Consider the following 23,202-nt stretch of genomic DNA (forward strand, 5'->3'; position numbering starts at 1 on the left):
TTCATCAGGGCTTGTCGCCCCGGGATGCGTCGGCGGCGATCTCTCGGAAGTAGAGCTGGATCAGGCGGGCGTAGTCGTCCCGATATCGCCCCTGGGAGTGCTGGAGGATCTCGGTCCGGAGGTGGCCGGGAAGCTCGCCCCACTTCCGGCCGGATTTCTTGCGGATGAGGTCCTGGAGTTCCGAGAGGTCGGCGCGGGCGGTCCCGGCCGCGGCGGAGGTGGGGTCGGGGTTGTCGGGGCTGGCTTCGGCGATCGGCGGGGCAGGGGGGCCGGCTCCCTCGGACCGGGCGGCGGCCCGGAGGGCCTCGGCGGCCTGTCGCATCGATGGGGACGCCGCTTGCGCGTCGGCCTGGCTCTGCGCCTGGGAGAGTTTGCGGGCGGCCTCGCCGATCGCCTCGCGGGCCTGGGCGAGCGAGTCGGCGGTGTCGATGGGGGCGTCTCCGGCCTCGCTCTTGCCTTCGGCCTGGAGCCCGGCGGCCAGGTCCTCGGTCTCCCGGGCGGCTCGCTCCAGCAGGTCGGCGGCCTGACGCTGCGACTCGCGGGCCTGGTCGGTCTGCCCACGGGCGAGTTGCTCGGCCCCCGCTTGCATGGCCTCCGGTGCTTTCTGGCCGGCGAGATCGGCGGCGTTCCCGGCCTGATCCTGGGATCGCGCCTTGATTTCCCGGGCCCGGTCGCGAAGTTGGGCCAGGTCCTGACCGAGTTTCTGGGCGTCGCGCCGGAGGTCTTCCTGGGGGGTCACGCGATCGGCCATCACCGACTGGAGCCGTTCGCGGATCTGGCGCTGGCGGCGGACCAGGTCGGTCGCCCGGGCCATCTGCTCGGGGCCGAGACCCAGCTCCGGGTCGGCCGGGACCGTCGGCTCGTCGGCGGGCGGGGCGGGGGCCTCGTGGGCGAGTTTCCGGGCGAGGGCTCCGATGGCTTCGGTGGCCTTCCGTGCGGCCTCGGGCGTGGCTTCGAGGGGGGCTGAGAGCCCTGCCAGGCGGATGGCCTCGGCGAGGGGTGCGGGGGCTTCGTCCGCGACGGGGAGGTTCCGGATCGCGGTGGCGATCCTCTGCCGGTCGAGCGCGGCTTCTTCGCGAGGGGTCGGGTCCTCCTCGGGGGGCTTGCTCCGCTCCTCGGCGAGCCGGTCGGCGGCGATTCGTTGCTCGTCGGCCAGGATCTCGGCGAGGTCGTCGGCGGGCAGCTTGCCCCTCGCCTTCTGGTCCAGCCGGTCGAGTGCGCCTCGGGCATCGGCCCGGCTCGCGGCCAGGGTTTCGCGGAGGCTCCGCGCCTTGCCTGGGTCGAATCCCTCGGGCGGCGGGGGGGTGATCCCGACGGCGAACTGCCAATCGGAGTTGCCGTTTCCGCAGCGGACGACCAGGCGGTTGATCCCTTCGATCAGCCCGACTTCCACCTGATCCTGGCCGGGGGCGAAGGCGCGGTTGCCGTCGAACTCGAAGACCTTCTTGCCGTTGAGCCAGACGGTCGCCGTGTCGTCGGAGCCGATCGAGAGCCGGGCCTTCCGGGCGGCGGCATTGGGGATCTCGGCGACGGCGAAGGCCGACTGGTTGTCGGTCCTCTCGAAGGCTCGCGCGAGGTTGACCCGTCCTTCTTCTCCCTCGATCGTGGCGGGCTTCCAGCGGAGGGGCGGGCCGACGGGGCCACGGACCTCCTCGCCGAAGTTGATCGGCCGGGCCGGGTCGAAGGGAAGCCGGGCCGTCGGGGTCGGGAACGGGCCGAGGATCTGCCAGCCGTTGGCCGGGGGCTTCGGCCCGGAATCGGGCTTTCGGGCCGGGGCCTGATCCCGGACGGCCTGCATGGCGAGGGCCAGGCGACCGACGCGACCGGCCGCCCGATCGCGCTGGGGGCGGACCCTCGGTTCGAGATCGAGGGCGGCCAGGAGGGCGGCCGCCTCGCGCGCCTTCGGGAGCAGGGGGGCGAGCCTCTCGGCGAGGTCGAAAGCGGCGCGGGCCTCGTCCGGTCGATCTCCCTTGGGAGCGGTCTCGGCGAGGCTTCGTTCCAGGTCGCGGGCGACCTCCTCCGCCTGACGACGGGCCTCGTCGAGTTTTTTCCGGGCCTCGTCGCGGCGACGGTCGGGGTCGGGCAAGGAGTCGGCCAGCTGGTTCAGGGCCCGCTTGGCGGCGTTCTGGAGCCCCTCGGACCCGCGAGGTCGGAGGCCCCGGAGGTTCTCGGAGGCGCGGTCGGTCGCCTGGGTGGCCTCTCGGGCGATCCCCTGTTGCGGCTCGGGCGGGACGATCCCCGAGGCGAGTCGGGCGATCTCGGCCTGGCGATCGCCCAGGGGCTCGAGCCGGTCGGCGAGCGCGGCCTGCTCGTCGGCGGGGAGGGCGTCCTTCTGGCGGGCCTCGGCCACGGCGGCGATCACGTCGTTGGAGAGGATCTCCTGGCGACGGGCCAGCCGGCGTGCCAGGCTTCGGGCGTCGGCGGGCACGTCCTCGACGTCGCGGGCCAGGCGTCGGAGCGAGTCCTCGGCCTCGTCGAGCCGGCGGACGGCCTCGGGCAGGTTGCCCGCCTCGATCGGCTCGGAAGCCCTTCGGAGGGCGTCGACGTCGAGTCGGGGGCGGGCGTTCTCGGCCAGGGGGTCGTCGACCTCCAGGGCCAGTCGTCGTGCGTCGTCTTCCAGGGCCCGCTGGATCTGGGCGAGCGCCCGGAGCGGCCCCTCGGCCCGAGGCCCCTCGGCGGTCTGCCGGGCCTCCGCCCTCTGCCGCTCGGCCAGGGCCCGGGCCGCCTGGGCGAGCTTCGACGCCTCCTCGGCCTGGGCCGCGAGGACCCCGGCGCGGAGGCCGGGCGACTTCTCGACGAGGTCGTCGAGGGCTTTCCGGAGTTCCTCCTGCTCGGCGGCGACCTTGGCCTGATCGGCGGCCTCGGCGGCCTTGCGGGCCAGGGCGTCTTCCTGACCGGCGATGTCGCGGAGCTTCTGGCGGTCGAGGTCGAGCTTCGACAGCGCCTCGAACCGGCGCTGAAGCTCGTCGAGCCGGGTCCCGAGGGCTCCCAGGCGTCCGTCGGCCACCCGGAGTTCGGCCAGCCGCTTTCCGGGGTCGTCGGCCTTCCGGGCCTTTTCGAGCTGGGCTCGACCGGCCTCGGCCTCGACCTCGGCGGCCTGACGCGCGGGGCGGGCCAGGGCCAGGTAGGTCGGGTCGTCTTCGAGGTCGCGGGCCAGGATCTGGAGCCGGTCGACCACCGATCGGGCCTCGGCCATCCGGGCGTCCAGGGCGGCGTCGCGATCGGCGTCCCAGGCGGCCCCGTCGCGCTGGGCTGCGTCGGCGGCGTAGCGGAGCTGCTCGGTCTCTCGGCGGTTGGTCCGGTTCGCCAGTCGGATTTCATTGAGCCTGGCCCCGAACGCCTCGCGGCGAGACCGGTCCTCGGCCGCCTGCAAGGATTCGGCCGACGCGACGATCGAGAGCGCCCGGGCGTCGGACCAGACCACGTTCGGCCCCTTCGGCTCGGGCCGGTTGTCGAGGATCTTCACCCGATAGCTCAGGGAGTCGCCGGGCTCCATCGCCAGGTCGCCGAGCCTGATCGAGCCGAACCCCCGCGCAACCGTCGACCCCAGCCCCTCCAGTTTCAACTCGACCCGGCCGGCCGTCACCTCGTCCACGGACCCCGATCGTCGGACCTCGTAATGAAGCTCGGCCGAGGCGACCGCGAAATCGTCCCGGGCGGCCACGCCGACCTGGAGCACGTCGTCGGGCCGGGCCTCGCTCGGGGCCCCGGGGCCTCGGACGGCCAGGCTCGGGGCGAGGTCGGGCCGGACCGCCAGCAGTCGTGACTCGGGAGGGCCATCCAGCCCGTTCCGGTCGCGACGAGGGGTCAGCACATAAGACCCGCTGGCCTCGGCCCGGAGCGTCGCGGTCATCCCCTTCCCGGCGGGCGTCAAGGCGATCGGCTTCGCGACCTCGGGCCAGTTCAGTTCGATCGACTCGACCGGCGTGTTGGTCTCGACCGACAGGACGATCGTGCTCCCCTCGACCGCCTCGATCCGCGAAGGGTCGCGAGCCGGGCCGGGGGGGAGCTGCGTGTAGGCGGGAGGCTCGACCCTCGCGGCGATCTTCGAGACTCGGGGCGGCTCGACGGCGGTGACACGGTAGGCCCGGCTCCGGGCCGCCTCGGTCGTCACCCGGTACGAGAGCGAACCGGCCACCCGGGGTAGGGTGGCTTCGTACGATCGCTCGGGAGTCGAGCCGGGGGCTCGGGCGGTCATCCTCGAACGTCGAGGCTTCCCATCGGCGTCAATCCATTCGAGCCAGGCCGATTCGGGCGCGGGCCGAGTACCGAACCGGGGGGAGACGACGGCCTCGACCTTCAGGTCCGAACCGATCGCCAGGGTCTTGTCCCCCGGCAGGACCGTCAACGCGAACCAGCCGACCCGCTCCAGGTCACGCCAGGGGGCGAGGAACCGCATGGCCAGCGTCCGGAACGGTTCGGGCCGGATCACGGCCGGAGCGACGACGATGACCGCCGCCAGGATTCCCAGGATCAACCATCGGATAGCTCGCTTTCCCCCCTCGACGAGCGAAGGGTCGAACGATCCCACATGCTCGGAGGCCTCTCGCGCCAGGGCCGCGATCAGGGCGGGCGAGCCGTTAGTTGGGCCGGCCCGATCGAGCAACGCGACCGATCCGGTCAGTCGCTCGCCGAGGCTCGGGTCGGCCCGCTCGGCCACCGCCGCCAGGTCGATCCATCGCGACCGTCTCATCAAGGGACGGACGACCCACCACCCCAGGCCCAGACCGATCGCCAAGATCCAGACGCCCCAGATTGCCCACCGGACCGGCAAGGCCAACAGTCCCGAGAAGTCGGCGATCATCCCCAGGGCCACCCCGACCGAGGCCACCAGGGCCGTCAGCCCCAGGCCCCGCGCCGAGGCGAACCCTCGAAGCCGGGCGTCGACCCGTCGCAAGGCCCGGGCGATCGGCCGGGGCAGGGCGGTCGAGTCGGGGGTCGTGGCCTGGGGCATGGGAGGCTCCTTTATCGTCTGCCGGGGCGCTCGGGGCCCGCGATCCAGCATCCGATTTTCGGGCCATCCGGGCTATAGGTGGCCGGGATTTGAGGACCGGTGGCTGAGCACCGCAAATGTCTATTTCCTGGCCGCTCATCGAATTATCAAGGCATATTCTTCGCGAGAGCCCTGAGCATGGCATGTCGATCCTGCGAAGCCCTGGATGCCTTCGAGCGATTGCCGCCCTTATCGTGATCGGTGGTGATCCGAAAATCGTCGGCCGCGAGGACGGCGACCCCCCTCAGGAGTTGCCCCTTGTTCGCGATTCCGGCCGCCTTCGCCGCGCTCCAGGCGGGCTCCCAGCGATGGCGGTGCATCTTGATGGAGAGCCTTCGGTCCGCCTTGCCCTGCGCGAGCGGTTTCAAGGAACCGATCTTGACCGCCTCGGCGACTTCGGGGTTTGTGGCCACGAGATTCAAGTAATAGCGAAAGATCGCGGTGCGGACCGACTTCGGCTCGCCTCCGAGCGAGGCCGTCACGAGTTCGACGGCGTCCTCGATCGCCCGGGGCACTCGACCCTCGATCGCCTCCCGATCGGTCGTCTTGTCCTCGCGGTACTCGTTGATCCGGGGCGTGGACTGGTGAGGGATGCCCACGACCTCACCACATCGCTCACAGACGGCGACCAGTACGTCGGGGACTGTGACGCTCCACCCGCTGGGCGTGTAGTCCCGGTACTCCATCCGGGTGTTCACCCGAGCCTGGCAATTCTCGCAGATCCCCGCCGATTGATCGCCCGCTCGATACAACCTCATGGCCTTCTCTCCCGCGATCTCGCGACCACTTCCTACTGATGGACGCTGATGAAGATCGCCATGAATCCGTCCTGCTCGATGAGATATCCCTTGATGTACCAACGACTCGGTCCATCGGTCGGCTTGAAGATGTGGACGACCTGCGACGAGTCGGCATGATGCAGGCTCGTCTGGTGCTGCTTGCCCGTGCATCGAAGGAGCAGCCCGATGACCTCCTCCACGGAAACCTCACCGCTGGCGAGCAGATTCTTACCCTCGGCCTGGGCCCGCTCCTCGTGCTGGAAATGGCCGTCCTTGAGGGCCTGAATCATCGCCTGCCGGACGGCCTTGAATCCCATCACGTAGCCTCGATGCCGGGTTCGATTCGGCTTTTCATTGTACGAAATCGGACGTACAAAAACAATTCGGGCTCCGGCGGGAGATCGGAGTCTTTCCAAGATTCGCCTCGCTCCGACGAATCCGCCTTCGGATGGATAATGATCGGCGGTGTCCCCGGCGGGTCGAGGCACTTCGCGCCGGCGGCTGGTATGATCCTCCCTGGCTCGCCCTTTCCGAACGTTTTCCGGCGGGAGTCCCCCCACGATGAACCGGCTGGCCCTCTGGCTCGATAATCCGCTCCTGGTCAAGCACGCCCGTTCGAGGCTCCGGCGGATGCAGGTCCTTCCGTGGGTCGCGGTGGTGATGATCATCGCCCTTTGCATCGTGATGACCGGGTATCAGTACGATGGGCTGAGGGGGGGCGGGACGTTCGGGGGCCTGATGGGGCTCCAGGCGATCATCCTGGCGATCGTGGGGGCGGCGCAGGTGGGATCGTCGGTGGGCAAGGCCCGGGAGTCGGGCATCCTCGACTTCCACCGGGCCTCTCCGATGGCCCCGGCGGCCGTGGCCCTGGGGTTCTTCTTCGGCGCACCGATCCGGGAATATCTCCTGTTCGCCGCGACGCTGCCGTTCTCGCTGATCTGCGTGTTCACCGGTCGGCCCAGCCTTTACGGGGCGTTCCAGTTGATGGTCCCGCTGGTCCTGGCGGCCTGGGCCCTTCATGCCCTGGCGTTGTTCAACGCGTTGGCCTGGAAGTCGACGAAATCGGGGACCCGCGGGGTGGTCGGGCTGGTCCTTTTCCTCATGTTCGGCGGCGGGGGCATGTTCGCGGGGTTCACCAACGCGACGATGATCGTCGATGAGTCTCCCACGATGAACTTCTTCGGGTTGGAGTTGCCCTGGCTGGTGGTCCTGGCCCTGTACATCCTCCCCGCGATGGGGTTCCTCCTGATCGCCTCGACTCGCAAGATGGCCTCGGAGCGGGCGCATCCCCTCTCCAAGCCCGAGGCCGTGGCCTGCCTGTCGAGCCTGGCGTTCCTGCTGATGGGGGGGCTCTGGTCGATCACGGTCGAGTTCCCATGGACCCTGGCGACACTCTACGCCCTGATCCTCGGGGCGATCGTGATGGTCGCGTCGATCACTCCGAGCCACGACGAGTTCGTCAAGGGGGTCCGCCGGGCCGCCCGAGAGGGGCGGAAGTACCCCTCGGCCTGGGAGGATCGGGGGCTCAGCCGGATCGCCCTGTTCTGCCTCTGCGCCGTGGTCCTGATCGCCCCCACGGTGGTCTGGCGGGCGGTCGAGGAGCCCTCTTCCTGGGTTTCGCAGCGCGGGCCGGTCTCGTACTCTCTGTCGATCGCCATCGGGGTCCTGGTGGTGGCTTACTTCGGGCTGGCCCTCCAGTACTTCCACCTCCGGTGGGGCAAGCGGGCCGGGATCTTCATGGCCCTGTTCCTCTTCACCGCCTGGCTGATCCCGCTCCTGCTCGGCTCGATCGCCGCGGCCTCCCGGACCGGAGGGCCTGACACCATGGCCTGGCCGGCCGCGCTGTTCAGCCTCAGCCCGATCGTGGGAATCACCCTTTCTTCGGGGATTGCGGATTATCCCGGCCACCAGGCCGCGCAGGCCGCGGCCCTGATCCCGGCGTTGAGTTTCGCGCTCTTGTTCAATAACCTGGTCACGTCGGCCCGGAGGCGGGTCGTCAAGGAAATCCACCCCGACCCGGCCCCCGAGGGTCTCGCCAAGCCCGAGCCTCGGCCGGACGAACTGGCCGAGTTGGTCTCCTGAGCGATCCTTCGCCAACGGCCAGCGTCAGCCCCCGGCTCGCGCCTGGCCCCGTCGGGCCAGCTCACCGAGCGACGGAAGTCCAACGCGATGTCAGGCCCGCCTCCCGGGCCTGTCGGGCTTTCGCTTGGCCCGGCCGGGCGATGAAATGCCTTTCGATGCCGAGGAAGAAGATCCAGGAGAACGCATAGCAGAGGGGCAGCGAGAGTAGCTTATTCGCGAGGGAGTCATCCAGCCCCAGGCTCCGGAACAGGGGAGGATCGAGATGGAGCAGGACGAAGTGATGCATCAGGTAAGTTGAGTAGGAAAACAGGCCGAGTGCCGCGAAACCGTTGACGAGACGGGGTAGCCCGCTGTTCGCCCGCCATCGGGTCTCCGCCGAGATCAGCCTGTTGACCAGGACGAAGAGGCCGACTCCCCAGAGGGGGGCCCCGACGAGCCAACTCAGCCGCCAGGCCACGCCCCCGAAGAGGTGATATTCCGAGACCAGATCGCAGGCGATGGCCGCGGCCAGGCAGGCACCGGCGTAGGTCATTTTCTTCGTCCAATCGGGGAGCGTGATCAGGCCCGCCTCGGTCTCGATCGCGACGGCTCCCAAAGCCCAGACGAACCAGTGGGCCAGGCTTCCCCCATCGTGAGGGAGCCGGAATCCGCCCGACGCACGGTTGACGACGAATGCCAGGCCGAACCAGCCGATCCGCCCGACCAGGCACAAGGCCAAGGCCCACCCCCAACCCCAGCGGCCCCGGACGTGGAGGAGCAGGAAGTACGCCAGGTAGAGTTGCTCCTCGATGGCGAGCGTCCAGAAGACCCCTTCAATGCTGAAGATCGTCCGCTCATCGAAGTTGTGGAGCATGAAGAGGTGACTGAGCAGGTCATAAACCCCGAAGGAGTCCCAGTGCATCGCCCCGCTCCATGTCTGCGCCACGAGGTAGATCCCGAGCGCGGCCAGGAAGGGGGGATAAAGCCGGAACAATCGCCTCTTCCAGAAGGTGGCGAAGCCGAGGTCCGGGGTTCGTCCCTGGGCTTTCGCCCGGGCCCATCGTAGATGAATGCACAGTCCGGAGATCAAGAAAAAGAGCGTGACGCCCACTCGCCCGTACGAAAACATCCGGTCGAAGGTCAGGCCCAGCCAGGCGGGGATGGCATTCATCTCGACGAAAGAGCCATGTTCGACGCAATGGGCCAGCACCACCACCAGGGCCGCCAAGCCGCGCAAGGCGTCTATCGATCTAAGTCGTTGGGGGGGGAATGGTTTCCGTCCATGGATTTGGGGGTGCTGGGAAGCAGTTGGGGCGTCGAGCTGGTGAGCCACTTCCAGAGAAGTCGGATTCCGGGCAACCCAGCGACTCGAATCCATGCAGGATTGGCTGTCGTCTGGTTTGAAGGAAACCCGTCGCGGTCGCGTCCACGGTCCACCTCGATTCCGGTAAACTCTCCGGAGCCCCCCGATGCCGGGGCCGCGAGCCGTGGATTGAGATCAGACCTCGATATGGAACCCCACCATGTCCATCGACGCCGCTCAGATGCTCGAAGCCCGCTGTTGCATCGTCGGTGGCGGCCCCGCCGGGATGATCCTGGGGTTCCTCCTGGCGAGGGCCGGGGTCGATGTCCTGGTCCTGGAGAAGCACGCCGACTTCCTCCGCGACTTCCGGGGCGACACGATCCACCCCTCGACCCTCCAGGTGATGGACGAACTCGGGCTACTGGACGACCTCCTCAAGCGGCCCCACCAGGAGGCCCCGCATCTGGGGGCGGTCGTCGGGGGTGTCGAGGTCCCGGTGGCCGACTTCTCCCATCTGCCGACGCGTTGTCGATACATCGCCCTGATGCCCCAGTGGGATTTCCTGGACTTCCTCGCCGAGCACGCCGGGCGCTATCCGACCTTCCGCCTCAAGATGCAGGCCGACGTCCGCGAACTCATCGAGGAGGGCGGCGAGGTCGTCGGGGTCCGCGCCTCGACCCCGGAGGGGCCGCTCGAAGTCCGGGCCGGGCTGACCATCGGGGCGGACGGGCGACACTCCACGACCCGGGAGCAGGCCCACCTCCACGTCGAGGACGTGGCCGCCCCGATCGACGTCCTCTGGATGCGGATCTCCCGGCTCCCGACCGACCCCGACCAGCCCCTCGGCCGGTTCGGCAGCGGCCAGGTCTTCGTCATGATCTACCGGGGCGACTACTGGCAGTGCGGCTACGTCATCCCCAAAGGGGAGATCGACGAACTCCGCCGGGAGGGGCTCCCCGCCTTTCGCGAGTCGATCCTGAAGATCGCCCCCTTCCTGGGGGGGCGGGTCGAGGAGCTGAAAAGCTGGGATGACATCAAGCTCCTGACCGTGGTGATCGACCACCTGGAGACCTGGCACCGGCCGGGCCTCCTCTGCATCGGCGACGCCTCCCACGCGATGTCGCCGGTCGGGGGCGTCGGGATCAACCTCGCGATCCAGGATGCGGTCGCCGCCGCGAACTTGCTGGTCCCCTCGCTGCTCCATCTCGGGAAAGCCAGCACGGCCGACCTCGAAGCGGTCCAGGCCCGCCGGGAATGGCCGACCAGGATGACCCAGCGGCTCCAGGTCCTGGCCCATGAGCGGGTGATCGGCCGGGTCCTCGGAGGCGGGACCACGCCGAAGCTCCCCTGGCCGCTCAAGCTCCTGAAGCGATTCCCGATCCTCCGCCGGATCCCCGCCCGGCTGATCGGCATCGGCTTCCGGCCCGAACACGTCCGGACGCCCGATATCCTGGCCGGGTAGTCGAGTCGGCCGCGAGAAGGCTGCCGTTATCGAACCTCGTGCAAGCTCCGGGTGCCGAGAACAGTCGGGGTCGGCCGTCATCCCGGTCGTCCTCGCGGGGTAGGACCGGCTTGTGTCTCGCTCGCGGTGGGCTGAGAATTGACGTGCAGCCGAGACGATCGGTTCACCGGGACGATGCGGAGGTCCAATCGACGATCATGCGATATCTCGGCCGGTTTTTCCTGGTCACGCTCGTGCGGGGCATCCTCTTCCTGGTGCCCGTCATGCTCGTTGCCGTGCTGGCTCGCGAGGGCTACCAATTCCTCCAGCGCGTCTCCCAGCCGGTCGCCCGGCTGTTCCCCGAGGACCGCATCTTCGGCATCCTGGCCGAAGACTTGATCTCGATCGCGGCCATCCTCCTGGTCTTCCTGATCGCGGGGCTCTTCGTCGGCACGCGGTCGGGTCGTCGGCTGAGCGATCGCCTGGAGCGGACCATACTCTACCGGGTGCCGGGGTACATCATGGTGCGCGGGGCGATGGGGAGCTTCCCGGGCCTGAACTCGGAGACGCCGCCGGAACCCGTACTGGTAGAGACGGACGACGGCTGGGCGTTCGCTCTGCTGATCGAGCGAGGACCGCCGGGGTTCTGCACGGTCTTCCTGCCCGACTCGCCAACGCCGACGAGTGGGGCCGTGCGCATCGTCGAGGGCAAGAGGGTACAGACCCTCGACGTCCCGATGCTCAACCTGCTGGCCTGCCTGACCCGGTCCGGAACCGGGGCGGGTGCGCTCGCCGGTCGGCTCCTGAGCAACCGAGAGGTAGGTGCCGGAATCCAGGGCAGCAACGATCGACAGGTCACGAGCTGAGTTTCCTCACGATCCCGGCTGTCGACGGGCCATCTGCCGGGTGAGCCAGACTTCGACGCAGAGGGCCGCGAGGGCCCCCAGGATCAAGGCGTGCCAGACCTCGCTCCGGCGGGCCCGGTCGACGGCCAGGAGGCGGTCGGCCATCCGGGCCGGGTCGGTCTCGAAGGAGAGGGGCCAGCCCCGGGCCAGGGCCTCGGCCTCGGGCGGCTCCAGCGGCGAGGGGTCGTTGTTCCGGTCATCCCCGGCCACGGCCGCATAGAGCGAGCCGCCGGGCGGCTCGGGCAGGTCGAGCCGGTAGATCCCGGGCTCTCCGGTCTCGGTGGTCCGGACCCGGGCGGAGTTCCCGGATGGCTTGACGGGCAGCCTGACCTGGTTCCCGGAAGGGGTGGTCAGGGTCAGCGTCTCGACGTTCGGGGCGGGATCGAGTTCGAAGGTCAGGGGCTCGCCGGGCCGGATCCCGTTGGGATTTTCGAGCCCGGCGGCGAGGTGGGCGATCAGCTCGTGGGCCCAGGGGACGAAGTCGGGACTGACCGGGAGCGTCCCCCCTTCGGCGTCGATCGGCCCGGCCAGGAGCGCGACGCGTCCCTTGCCGAAGGGGCGCTCGACCAGCCAGGGGTCTCCGGTATCGAGCCGGGCGGAGACGATGGCTCCGGGGGCGGGTTCGAGGACCCGGTAGGCGAACAGGTCGGCCTCGCCGAGCGCGGGGGCGTCCCCCCGGCCGAGCGGCCCGAGCGTCGGCCCGTCGAAGGTCCGGGGGTCGGGATGGGCAACCGCCGACCGGGCCTCGAAGTTCCCCCGGAGCGGGCCGATCCGGGCCGGGAGCCACCCCTTGCCGTCCCGGGCGAGCCGCTCGTTGAAGGCGTCGGCGTCGATCCGGTCGCCGGGGGCGATCAGGAGGCCGCCACCCGACTCGACGAACGCCCCGAGGGCCGCCGCCTGCTCGGGGCCGATCCGGTCGGGGTTGGCCAGGACGACGACTCGCCGAGCCTGGAACATCTGGGGCTGGAGGTCGCGAGCCTCGACCGTCGAGGCCAGCACCAGCGGCGAGGGGTCGCCGGTCGGGGCGAGCGCGGCTCGGAGGAAGTCGGCCTCGCCGCTCAGGGGCTCCAGCCCGGGCTCGCCGTCCACCAGGAGGACCGGCAGGGCCGAGGCGACCGTCACCGGGCGGGCGGCTTCATCGTCGACGGTCAGGGGGTCGGAGTCGGGGGCCAGCCGGACCGCGATCAGGTGGCTCCCCGCCCGGTCGAACTCGGCCCGGAAGCTCACCGGGGTCTTGCTCCCGGCCGGGATCGGGCCGACGACTCGCGACGATCCGGGCACGACCTTCCCGTCGATCACCAGCTCGACCGGCCGGGTCATCGGGCCGGGTCCGGCGTTGGCGATCGCGGCGGTCACCTCGACCGGCAGGCCGGGCGTCAGGACCGATCGCGAGAGTTCCAGCGGGCCGACCGAGCCATCGGGGGCGGATTCGTCCGGGCCGCCCGGCCCCTCGAACGACGCGGCCCAGATCCGAGGGGGGACCGGCATCCTCGCGCGGAGGTCGCGGAGGAGCGACCATCGAGCCCGTTCGCCCGGCTTCCAGGGGGTTCTACGGCCGTCGGACAGGATCACCACGTCTCGCGCCGGGTTCCCGGTCCGCTCCAGGATCCGGAACGCCTCGCCCAGGGCCGATGCCAGGTCCCCCGAACCTCGGGCCGGGGGGGCATTCGCCAGGGCCTGATCCGCGAGTTCCAGGTCGAAGCTGGGCGGGTCGACCAGTGGTTGGACGCGGTCCCGGGCCGCCAGGACGGCCACCGAGTCCCCCGCCCTGAGCCGCTTGACGAAGGCCCGAGACCAGGCGATCGCCCGAGCCCGGGGGGTGGACCCGCCCGATTGTCGGGCCATCGCGTCGGACTCGTCCAGGATGAGGACCACGTCGCGACGGGTCGCGGAGCCCTCGGAAGGGTTCGCGCCCGAGGATGAGGCGGAGGCGGCCCGAGGAGTCCAGAACGGCCGGGCTAGCGCCAGGGCCACCAGCGCCAGGAGGGCCATCCGGGAGAGCATCAGCAGGATCTCGGCCAGGTTCAGCCGCCGCTGCTCGCGAGGGCTGAATTCGAGGAATTGCATCGCCGCCCAGTCGACGACCGGGTCATTCCGCCGGTTCAGGAGGTGGATAACCAGCGGGATCGCCACCCCGGCCAGGCCCAGCAGCATCGCGGCATTGAGGACGCCCCAGCCCATCAAGGAATCCTCGCGCCATCACGGACAACCGATGCGTTCCTTTCGCCCTCGCAAGGGGCGAGGGAGCAAGAAATGACCCCGCGGAAAGCCACCGAACCGGCTCATCACACTACGGGGTGGACCGCGAGAACGCAACTTCGCGACCTCATCGGGTGAGCCAGTATGCCAGTCCTCCGACGATCCCGATGAGAATCACCAGCAGGACCAGGCCCCCACCGCCGCCGGACTGGAGGCCTTCGCCCCCCTTGCGTCGGAGGTAATCCTCGACGGCGCGTCTGGAATCGCGGAGGTTCTGGCCCGAGGCCCCTCGGAGGGCCTTGATCAGCAGCATCTTGGTCAGGGGACGCCCTGCCCGGAGCGCGGCGGCTCGCTCGGCGTCGAGGAGGTCGTCGATCCAGCTCGGGTCGGTGGTACCGGACATCCGACCTTCTCGTCGGGCGATGTAGCCTTCGACGGCTTCCTTTGCCTCCTTCAGGCCGAGTCCGGTCGCGTCGCGGAGCCCCTTGATCAGGGCGATCTTGCCGGTCCAGAGGCCCGAGCGTGAGAGGAGTTCGCGTTCGGCGTCGATCAGGTCGTCATAAGTGCCGGGGGCCGCCCGGGTCAAGGACTCATCCGCGGGCTCGTCGAACATCGAGGGGACTCCTTCAAGCCCGACGGGTGCCGGCCACGTTCACGCCGCTGCCGATGACCAGGTCGTTCCGGTAAGCCCAGTCGTAGAGCCGCCCCGACCGCGCGGGGGGCAGCTCGACGATATTGTCGTAACCCTCCTCGGCGAACCAGCTTTTCAGCTCGTCGACCGAGTGGTGCGACTGATACTTCGGGGCGTACCAGTCGAAATTGTCGCAGACCCGGAGGGTCCAGTCGGGATGATTCGAGAAGTTGGCGGCCTTGTTGAGCACCTTGTTCAGGACGGGGATCCCGCCGACCGCCCCCAGGCCCACGCAGAGCGGCTCCAGGACCCGGGCGGGCAGGCGGGTCGTCGCCGCCCGGATCGAGGAGTTGGCCCACTCCTGGGGCGGGGTGTTCCGCCGGTAGAGCCAGACCGCCAGGCGTCCCCCCGGCTTGACCCTCCTCGCCACCTCGCGGAATGCCCCCCGAGGGTCGGGCCCGTGGTGCAGGACTCCGATCGAGAAGGCGAGGTCGAAGATCCCCTCGGCCAGCGGGAGCCGGGTCAGGTCGGCCTGGACGATCTCCACGTCGGGATAATCCGCGCAGAGCGTCCGGGCCTTCTCGACGGCCGAGCTGAGGTCGACGCCGACCACCTTCGCCCCGTGCCTCGCGGCCAGGAGCGTGTAGCGCCCTCCTCCGCATCCGGCATCGAGGACGAGCTTTCCGGCCAGGTCGCTGGCGTCGACGCCGGTCTTGACCCGGAAGACAGCCTCATCTTCCTCGTCGCGGGCCACGTCGTAGCGGTTCCACTGCCGCCCGAAGCTGGCGACGTACCCCTCGCCCGCGAACCGGGGAATGCCCCCCGTTAGGGGGTACGAGGTCCCGCAAGCCGGGCATCGGAGCCCCTCGGCCCCAACCCGTTCGAGAGGGCCGGAGCAGTCCGGGCATCGGAGCAATCCGAGGAGTTCAGCGTTCATCCGACCATTCTACGTCGCGAGGTGCCGGGACGGAACGGCGGTCGGCCGCTTCGAGGTCTAGATCCGAGAGGCTGAGAGTCACTCGACCGGCCCTCGGGGCGTCGAGGCGACCCCGGCCTTGATCCGGGACTCCTTGTAGGTCCTAAAGCTCGGGAGCAGGAGTTCCCTCCGGGCGGGGCGTTCCTCCCTACGACGGAATAGTTCGCTGGTCAGCGGGATGGCCTGGGGTTTGAAGGTGGGGGCGGACGCCGGCCCCTGGACGCGGACAACCAGGAACTGGCCGCTGAACTCTCGGCTGAAGTCGCTGAGGATCGGGAGGTGCAAGTTGTCCCTCCCGGCCAGGATCCGGAGTTTCAGGTCGAGCTCGCCCCGGACGTCGAGCGTCCCCTTGCCGTCGAGGCTGAAGGCATTCCCGGAGAAGCGGAGCGGGTCGAGGGTCGTCTCGCCGTTCTTGATCAGGAAGTCGACCTTGGCCGAGTCGAAGGCGGTCTTGGTCTCCTTGGCCAGCTTCAGGACGTTGATGAATCGGAGGACCACCGGCAGCTCGCCGAGGTCGCCCTGGTCCACCCGGGCCTCGCCCCTCCCGTTGATGGCATGGGGGTCGTAGCCCAGCCCCTGGACCTCGATCGAGCCGGTCACGAGCCCCTTGAAGCTCTGGTGGCCCCGGAGGTTCCGGGCATAGTCGCGGAGGTCGAGCTTGTCCACCGACAGGGCGACCGAGTAGCGCGGGGTGGCTTCCAGGGTGGAATGGAGCTGACCCTGGAGCGATCCGCCCAGCAACGAGCCCGTGATCCGGTCCAGGCTCGCCCGGCCCTTTTCCAGGTCGAAGTCGGCCTTCAGGCCGGTCAACTGCTGGTCGAGGACGTTCACGCTATCGAGGTTCAGCTTGCCGTGGACCTCCAGCGACTGGCCGTCGAAGAGGCCGTGGAGCCCCTCCAACTGCCCCTGGATATGTTCGAGGCCGAGGTCGCCTCCCACCTCGACCCGGTTGTCGCTCAGGATCACCAGCGCGTCCTCCCATCGGCACCAGGCCGAGTCGCCGGGCTTGCCCGACCACCCCAGGCCCAGGTTGGTCCGGATCTTGGGGATCCGGACGTCGTCGAGCCGTCGGGACGAGTTGGCCATCTCCGGCGGCATCTTCTGGCGGAGTCCCTCGTCGAGCCGGAGGTTCGCGACCTCCAACCCGGTCAGACCCAGGCGGAACGCGCCGCTGTCCTCGACGTCGACCTGCCCGTAAGTCAGGCTCACGGGCGAACCGTGGAAGTTGAACCCGACATCGGTCATCTCGGTCGGGGGCTCCTTGGTGGTATCCATCACGAACCGGCCGGTCACGTCGTCCATCCGCAGTTCCACCGTCGCGCCCGGGTCGATTCCCGGCCTGGGCTCGCGGATGACCACCAGCTTCACGCTGGTCCGCTTCCTCGGGAAGATCACGACCCGGTTGTGGTCGGTCTTGGGCCGGCGATCGGGGTCGACGTCGATGGTCGCCTCCATGTCGCAGGCCCCGCTCGGGTTGAGCGTCTCCCAGGGCTTCTGCCATTGGGCCGGGAGTGCTTTCTGGAGTTCCTCGCTGAAGGGCAGATTCTCGGCCTTGAGGTCCAGGGCGACCTTGAATTGATTCTTGCGGATCTGCCGGACCCGTCCCCCTCCGGTGATGACCGCCTGGCCGTTGTTGCCGCGCATCCCGGTGAAGGTCCAGTCGTCGGGGTGGATTTCCAGGGTCCCGGTCAGGTTCCGGACCGGGTACTTCATCTCCTTCCAGGTGACCTCGCAAGTGCCGGGGATCAGGTCCGCGATGGCGTCCAGCTTGACCACGCCGATGGGGTCGTCGCCCGGCTTCCTGGGGGGCTCGCGGAGCAGGTGGGCCTTGCCCCGGACCAGGCCCGAGGGGTCGAAGTCGGAGACGACCTTGCGGACGTCGGGGGGCATGGCCTGGAAGAGGGCGTCGTCGATCGGGAGCGACTCGGCCTCGAAGTCGAGATTGGCCACGGCGTCGGGCCCGGGGTTGTCGACGGTCCCCGAGACCAGGAGCGGGCCTCTCCCGATGGTCGCGTTCATGGCCAGGGTCAGCCGTTTCGGGGTCGCGTGGAGCTGGCCCCGGACGTGGTCGACCTTGTAGGGAAAGTGTCGGTATTTGACCGAGACGTCCATGTCGGTGACGTCGACGACCGCGGCGATCTCGGCCCCGGCCTTCGGCCGGGACGCCTCCACCACGGCATTGACCCAACCGGCGGCGATCGAGGGGGATTTGCCGACCTCGGGGAAGTACAGGTCCCAGATCTCCTTGTGCTCCCCCGGGGTGAACCGGCGGAGTCGCTCGTCGAGCGGGAGGTTCTTGGCCTCCAGCCGGCATTCGAAGGGGCCTCCGACCGGGTCGTCGAGCGTGATCCGGCCCTTGAGCCGGAAGCTCGTCGCGCCATCGATCCCGGAGGCCCGTGTGACCGCCAGTCGGCCGTCGCGGACCTCGACGTCGGCCGAGATGTCATTGATGGGGAAGGGGAGCTTGTCGCATTTCCAGGTCCCGTAGCGGAGCCGGGCCGAGCCGGCATAGCGGAGCGAGGGGGTCGCCTCGGGGTCGAAGTTCAGGCTGGCGAGATTCGCGTCGACCTCGCCCCCGGCCAGCCCGGCCTCCTTCAAGGCATCGCGGAATCGCGCGGGCAGGCGGTCGCGGATCGTCGCCGAGAGGTTGAGACGGGCCACATCCCCCGCCGTGATCTCGGCCCGACCGGTGAGCGGGTCGAACGTCCCCGCGACGTGGACCCGGTCGACGAAGTCCCCCTTGGCGGTCAGGTCGAAGGAGATGGGTGTGCCCGCCTCGGAGGCCGGGAAGGTGATCGCGACGTCGTGGAGGAGCGTCAGGACGGCCCCGGAGGCATCCTCGGACAGCTCGACGGTCCCGTCCTGCACGCTGATCGGCGGGGTGGCCATTCCCAGCGGGCCGGGCCAGGGGTCGGCGACCAGACCCTGGAGATTCCACGAGCCGTCGGGCCGTCGCCGGAGCCGGATCAACGGCTTGTTGATCAGGACCTCGCGGGCCTCGAACCGCCCCTTGAACATCCCCCATGGGTCGAACTTGACCATGATCCGGGCCGCCTGGCCGACGAGTGGCCCGAGGTCCGGGCCGACCTCGCGAGCCCGGAGGTTGGAGAGCGTGAGCTCCCCGACGAAGGGCTTGATCTTGGCCTTGTAGACGTCGACCCGGCACCCCGGGAAGAATCGGGGCGACTCGCGACGGATCGCCTCCGCGATCGTCTCGCTATCCGTGGCGTACTGATACGCGGCGATCACCCCGCCGACCAGGACCGTCAGGACCAGCAGGCAGCCCCAGAAGGCCGCCTTCCGGCATTTTCGACGAATGCTCATCGGTCGAGGTCCTCCCGGGTATCCGCCATGGTCGGGGGCCGACGAGACTCCGCGTCTCCGCCTCCCTCTCCCTTTGGGAGAGGGCCGGGGTGAGGGGCCGTCGCAATTTCCTCGAGATTCGAACCAGGATCGTCGGGTGTCACCGGATTGGAGATGACCCTCACCCCGGCCCTTTCCCTAAGGGAGAGGGAGGCAGGGGAGACCGAGCATTCGAGATACGGTTCATTCATCGCCCGACCTCCCGCCCATCAGCCGGCCGAGCCCGGCCGCGGCCAGCCCCAGGGCGGGGACCTCGCCGGGGATCCGGTAGCGGATCGAACTGACGAACACCATGTGGAGCAGGCAGAAATAGAGCAGGGGGCCGGCCAGGAGCACCAGGGCCCTGGGGTCTCGTCGTCGATCCCAGATTCCCAGACCGATCAGAAGATAGACCGGGATCGTGATCAGGGCCGAGGCCAGGGCCACGCCGGGCGACTTCAGGGCGTCGGCATTGGGCCAGGGGCTCCAGAACCGGCCGAACTTGACCCCCGCCAGGGCCAGGACCCGGCGCGGGTTCGAGCGGGCGAACGCGATGGATCGCTCGCGGAAGACGGCATCCTGCTCGGACTCGCCGAGGGCCCGGACGTCGGGCTCGTCGACGAATCTCATGTCGCTCTCGCCGTTGGCCTGGGGGCCGATCCCGTCATAAAGGCTGGCCCCGACCCACAGGGCCGTCGGCACGAAGCGGCCAAAGATCCGGGCGTTCCGGGCCCACCAGGGGGCCAGGATCGCCGCCGAGGCCACCCCGACGATCAACGCCCGGCGCAGGGCTTCGACCCGCCTCCCCCGACCCGCCTCGAGGACCCAGGCCCCCAGGACACCCGGCAGGAACAAGGCCCACGAAGGCCGGGCCAGGATCGCCCCGCCCATCGCCAGCCCGGTCCCGATCGCGATGGACGCCGGCCGAACGATCGTCGGCTCGTCCCCGCTTCGCCAGAGCCTGGCCAGCCCCCAGAGCCCGGCCAGCATCAGCGGGAGGAACAGCGCCTCCGAGAGGACCAGGGCCGACATCCCCACGATGTAAGGATCGATCGCCGCGAGCGCCGCAGCGACCAGCGGGACCGTCCATCCCGATCCCGACCGCCGGACCGACGGGATCGTCGAGGCCGCCAGCCGGGCGACCAGCCAGACCCCCAAGACCCCGAGCCCCGCCTGGACCAGCCGGACCGCCGGCAAGCTCGGGCCGAAGATCGCGCGACAGGCCGCCAGGAACAGCGGATAGCCCGGTGTCCGCAAGGCGTAATGAGGGACCCCCCACTGAGAGACTCGGTAAGGCTCCCCTTCCACGATTGTCCGGGCCAGTTCCCAGTAGATGTTGGTGTCGGCGAACAGGCAAAGTGTACCCTTCCTCCCGACGTACCAGGTCAGCAGCGCCGCCGCGATCACCCGGAGGCCCAGCGCGATCCCGAGGATCAGCGTCCAGGACGCCGCCCGGTCGACCGCTCGGGGATGTTGGGGATTCGATGCGGACATGTTTCGCCGCCCGGCAAGGAGGAGAAGGGCCTGGAGCGTCGGAGAGGGGTCGATCGGGGAGGGCCGGATGGTACGACGGCTCGACCCGAGGGTCAAGCGGGGAAACGGAGGCTCGACGCCTCGGTGATGCCCCGATCGAGCTTGTCCGTTCCTCCCGAATGGGTTAAGACACCCGCTCGGTCAGCAGCCCGCCCCGATCGTTCCGAGGATGCCATGAAGCTCCCCCGAGCCTCGATGACGACCACGCTGTTCGTGATCCTCGTCGGCGCCCTCGACTTCGGGGTCGTCCGCGATCTTCTCCTGAACGACCGAGGGAAGCTCTCCGGCTACGGCCTGGGCTTCCTGCCGATGGCCAACGCCCTGGTCTTCGGGGCCTATCGGCTCCTCCGGCTCGGGGAACGTTGCGAGATGTTCACGGTCGGATTCCTGGCCGCCGGGTTGCCCGTTTCGGGGGCCTTCCTCGCGGCCATCGGTTTCGTCCCGACCTTCGACGAAGCCCTGCGCGAGATGATCATTAACCTGAATGCCAGTCTGATCGCCATCAGCGAAAGCTGGGGCCAGACCAACAAGGTGGTCCATTACGCCTTCGAATGGCTCGCTCTCGTGGCGTTTCTCTCGATCCCGCCCCATCTGGTCGCGGTCTCGGGCGGACTGATCGCCCATCGCGCCGACCATGGGAAGCATCGGCCGAAGAAACGGTCACGGAAGCGTCACCGGTCCAGGACCGCCTTCGCCCGTTAATCCGAACTCGACGCCCCTGGATCCGAGAGCGAGGCCCGACGGAGCCCAAGGAGTCGGGTCGTCGCCTCGGTTCGTCGGACCCGGTGGGCGATCCGGTGCCCGGCCACCCAGACGATCCCCTCCGCGTCTCGGACGATGGGAACGGTCCCTCGCTCGGATTTCGGGACCTTCCGCCCTCGGAAGAAATCGTTGAGCGGCTGGCTCCGCCCCTCCAGGCCCAGCGGCTCGAATCGGTCTCCCGGCCGGGCCTGGCAGACTCGGAGGGGGAGATGAAGCCGGTCGAAGTCGACCCACTCGTCGGAAATTTTCAGCGGGTCCAGGGTCGCCAGAATCTGCCAGTTTCCCCAATTAACCCAGCCTGGTACGGACAAAGCCACCGATTCACAAGGAGGAAGTTCGGGCAGACTGGGTGATCGAGATAAGATGAGATGATCGTCCGAGGTCTCGGCTTCGACCCCGGCTCCGATCGAGATCCGGCCGCGATCCAGCTTCGCCAGTCGACCCCATCGTCGGGCGTCCATCTCCCCGAGGGGCCAGCCGACGCGATCCCAGGCATGGCGGAGGATCTCGGCCCGCTCGAACGGGTTCAGCGCGGCCAGGCCGGCTCGGTCCAGGACAATCCGATCGGGGCTCGCGGTCAGGATCAGAGCGGCCGACCGTTCGCGAGCGATTTTTTCCAGGATCCGGTTCGAGTTCGAGGCCAGCCGGCCGAGTCGGACCAGGGCCTCGGCGACGGCCGGGTTGTAGTGCTCGGCCAGCGTGGGGAGCAACTCATGACGGAGCCGGGCGCGAGTACGCGAGGTGTCGAGGTTCGAGGCGTCCTCGCGGAAGTCCTGGCCGATCGCCGCGAGGTAATCGCGGATCTCTTCCCGGGTGACGCCGAGCAAGGGCCGGACGAGCACCACGCCCGGGGCCAACCTCCGATGGGCGGGAATCCCCGCGAGACCCTTGATGCCGGTCCCCCGGACAATCCGGTGGAGGATCGTCTCGGCCTGGTCATCGAGCGTCTGCCCGACCGCCACGACCGATGCCCCTCGGGCTCGCGCCACCCCGGCCAGCCACTCATAGCGAGCCCGGCGGGCATCGGCCTCGAAATGCCCCGATCGGGTCGCCCGCCAGTGGCCGAGGTCGAACGGAAGGCCCAGGCTCGCGGCCAGTTCCTCCACGAATCGGGCATCCGCCCGGGACTCTTCCCCGCGCGAGCCGTGGTCGAGATGGGCCACCGAGACCCGGAGATCCAACCCCGAACCCACGGCCTGGATCGCCCGGAGGAGCCCCACGCTATCCCCCCCGCCCGAGACCGCCACCACCAGGCCCGAGCCCCGGAATCGGCCCAGGTGCCCCTGAATTCGAGCGAGCCAGCGGGGCCTCACGGGAGGATCTCGACGGTCAGGTCCGGATATCGCAAGAGCCGGGAGTCGCGGGTCAGCATTCGATCGCAACCAGACTCGACGGCGGCCGCCAGGTGGATCGAGTCCGGGGTCTTGAAGCCGTATCGGGCTCGGATCTCGGCGGCTCGGTCGAACACGGCCGCAGTTAGTGGAGCGAACCTGACTTGTGGCGATGCGAAGAATCCATCGAAGATCGCTAGTCTTGCCCGATCACCACTTCGTAATGGCCCGATCCGGCATTCCATCCGGACCAGATTGCTGACGGTCATCTGATCACCCGCCGCCAGCAGGAGTGCGATCCTCCGCGAGGCTCGGGCCTGGAACGGGCCGATGTGATCGTAATAGTAGATCGGAATGACAGAATCGGTGTAAATGAGCATCACGGTCCGGTGGAGCGTTGACGTTCTTCCTCGAACTGGCGGTAGACTTCGTCGATCTTACCGTCCCAATCCCGGTCGTCCTCCAATGCTGAGTCGATCTCCTCCTTGGTTCGGAATCTGTGGCCCGCAGCCTCGAGTTCAGCCCGGCTTCTTTGCATGTACTCCCAGATGTCTTCTTCACGATCCTCAGTAGCCAGGGGGCGGATCGTAACCTTGACCGGGCCTGCCGGCACGGAGGGGCGCTGGTCGAGCTTCAGGGTGCCGTCGACCTTCAGGATGCCCCGGACGACGTTGGAGGTCTCGTTCATGGTTCGGTCCAGCAAGGACGAGGTTGCCCGACTTCTCGATTATGGACTCGGTTCACGCTCACCCGCAACGGATCGAGACACTCGGCGCCACTCCGAAGGGCTCATCGAGGTGCAATAATGGGCGGCTCTCGTTAAATTCACCCTATTATCCCTATTTTGTCGGGTGTGGGTGGATTTTCTGAAACCCGAAATCCACCCGGTTTCAATTCGGGTGTCGGATGGACAATCGGATCTCGAATGTCAACAATAGGGGAGCCG

At 68.9% G+C, this 23,202-nt stretch carries 15 protein-coding genes and 1 pseudogene; 4 read left to right on the plus strand and 12 right to left on the minus strand.

The features are described 5' to 3' along the window. Window positions 1–4: 4 nt before the first annotated feature. The 3 genes from P12x_RS00475 to P12x_RS00485 form a co-directional block, all read right to left on the minus strand. The gene (locus P12x_RS00475) at window positions 5–4,954 is read right to left on the minus strand and encodes a hypothetical protein (RefSeq protein WP_435008846.1); all 4,950 of its coding nucleotides are present in this window, start codon (window positions 4,952–4,954) and stop codon (window positions 5–7) included. Window positions 4,955–5,100: 146 nt separating this feature from the next. After that, window positions 5,101–5,751, minus strand: coding sequence for a hypothetical protein (locus tag P12x_RS00480; protein ID WP_435008847.1), 651 nt, complete (start codon window positions 5,749–5,751; stop codon window positions 5,101–5,103). A 32-nt stretch (window positions 5,752–5,783) separates the two neighbouring features. Beyond that, window positions 5,784–6,089, minus strand: a complete 306-nt coding sequence (locus P12x_RS00485) for a hypothetical protein (RefSeq protein WP_435008848.1) — start codon at window positions 6,087–6,089, stop codon at window positions 5,784–5,786. 244 nt (window positions 6,090–6,333) lie between these two features. Between P12x_RS00485 and P12x_RS00490 the strand changes: the two genes are divergently transcribed. Then, window positions 6,334–7,854 (plus strand): hypothetical protein, encoded by a 1,521-nt coding sequence (locus P12x_RS00490; RefSeq protein ID WP_435008849.1) that lies wholly within the window; start codon window positions 6,334–6,336, stop codon window positions 7,852–7,854. Between the two features lie 61 nt (window positions 7,855–7,915). Here the strand turns inward: P12x_RS00490 and P12x_RS00495 are convergent, their stop codons facing one another. Continuing rightward, entirely contained in the window at window positions 7,916–9,211 is a 1,296-nt protein-coding gene (locus P12x_RS00495) for an acyltransferase family protein (protein ID WP_435008850.1), read from the minus strand. 145 nt (window positions 9,212–9,356) lie between these two features. Here P12x_RS00495 and P12x_RS00500 point away from each other — a divergent pair, with 145 nt between their 5' ends. Next, window positions 9,357–10,598, plus strand: coding sequence for an FAD-dependent oxidoreductase (locus tag P12x_RS00500; RefSeq protein ID WP_435008851.1), 1,242 nt, complete (start codon window positions 9,357–9,359; stop codon window positions 10,596–10,598). Window positions 10,599–10,795: 197 nt separating this feature from the next. After that, window positions 10,796–11,443: a DUF502 domain-containing protein gene (locus tag P12x_RS00505; protein ID WP_435008852.1), complete on the plus strand. Its 648-nt coding sequence runs from the start codon at window positions 10,796–10,798 to the stop codon at window positions 11,441–11,443. 6 nt (window positions 11,444–11,449) lie between these two features. On the opposite strand, the gene P12x_RS00510 is transcribed toward P12x_RS00505, so the two are convergent. From P12x_RS00510 to P12x_RS00530, 5 genes and pseudogenes are all read right to left on the minus strand, one after another. Beyond that, window positions 11,450–13,663 (minus strand): BatA domain-containing protein, encoded by a 2,214-nt coding sequence (locus P12x_RS00510; protein WP_435008853.1) that lies wholly within the window; start codon window positions 13,661–13,663, stop codon window positions 11,450–11,452. Window positions 13,664–14,108: 445 nt separating this feature from the next. Beyond that, window positions 14,109–14,189: pseudogene (locus tag P12x_RS00515) on the minus strand (ribosomal protein L7/L12); the annotation flags it as partial. A gap of 118 nt (window positions 14,190–14,307) precedes the next feature. Next, window positions 14,308–15,249: a methyltransferase domain-containing protein gene (locus P12x_RS00520; protein ID WP_435008854.1), complete on the minus strand. Its 942-nt coding sequence runs from the start codon at window positions 15,247–15,249 to the stop codon at window positions 14,308–14,310. A 78-nt stretch (window positions 15,250–15,327) separates the two neighbouring features. Beyond that, window positions 15,328–18,612 carry an AsmA family protein gene (locus P12x_RS00525; RefSeq protein WP_435008855.1) on the minus strand — a complete coding sequence of 1,095 codons (3,285 nt, stop codon included), beginning with the start codon at window positions 18,610–18,612 and terminating at the stop codon, window positions 15,328–15,330. A 222-nt stretch (window positions 18,613–18,834) separates the two neighbouring features. Beyond that, window positions 18,835–20,124, minus strand: coding sequence for an ArnT family glycosyltransferase (locus P12x_RS00530; protein WP_435008856.1), 1,290 nt, complete (start codon window positions 20,122–20,124; stop codon window positions 18,835–18,837). 213 nt (window positions 20,125–20,337) lie between these two features. Here P12x_RS00530 and P12x_RS00535 point away from each other — a divergent pair, with 213 nt between their 5' ends. Beyond that, window positions 20,338–20,865, plus strand: coding sequence for a hypothetical protein (locus tag P12x_RS00535; protein ID WP_435008857.1), 528 nt, complete (start codon window positions 20,338–20,340; stop codon window positions 20,863–20,865). Here the strand turns inward: P12x_RS00535 and tilS are convergent. The 3 genes from tilS to P12x_RS00550 are packed head-to-tail and all read right to left on the minus strand — an operon-like array spanning window position 20,862 to window position 22,944. Then, a complete protein-coding gene (tilS, locus tag P12x_RS00540; RefSeq protein WP_435008858.1) occupies window positions 20,862–22,238 on the minus strand; it encodes a tRNA lysidine(34) synthetase TilS in 1,377 nt (458 codons plus the stop codon). The two genes, P12x_RS00535 and tilS, sit on opposite strands and share 4 nt — an antisense overlap. Further along, a complete protein-coding gene (locus P12x_RS00545; RefSeq protein WP_435008859.1) occupies window positions 22,235–22,636 on the minus strand; it encodes a type II toxin-antitoxin system VapC family toxin in 402 nt (133 codons plus the stop codon). Before P12x_RS00545 ends, tilS begins: the two co-directional genes overlap by 4 nt. Further along, entirely contained in the window at window positions 22,636–22,944 is a 309-nt protein-coding gene (locus P12x_RS00550) for a hypothetical protein (protein ID WP_435008860.1), read from the minus strand. Before P12x_RS00550 ends, P12x_RS00545 begins: the two co-directional genes overlap by 1 nt. Between the last annotated feature and the right edge of the window lie 258 nt (window positions 22,945–23,202).

It is taken from the genome of Tundrisphaera lichenicola, from assembly GCF_051175385.1.
Taxonomy (GTDB): Bacteria; Planctomycetota; Planctomycetia; order Isosphaerales; family Isosphaeraceae; genus Tundrisphaera; species Tundrisphaera lichenicola.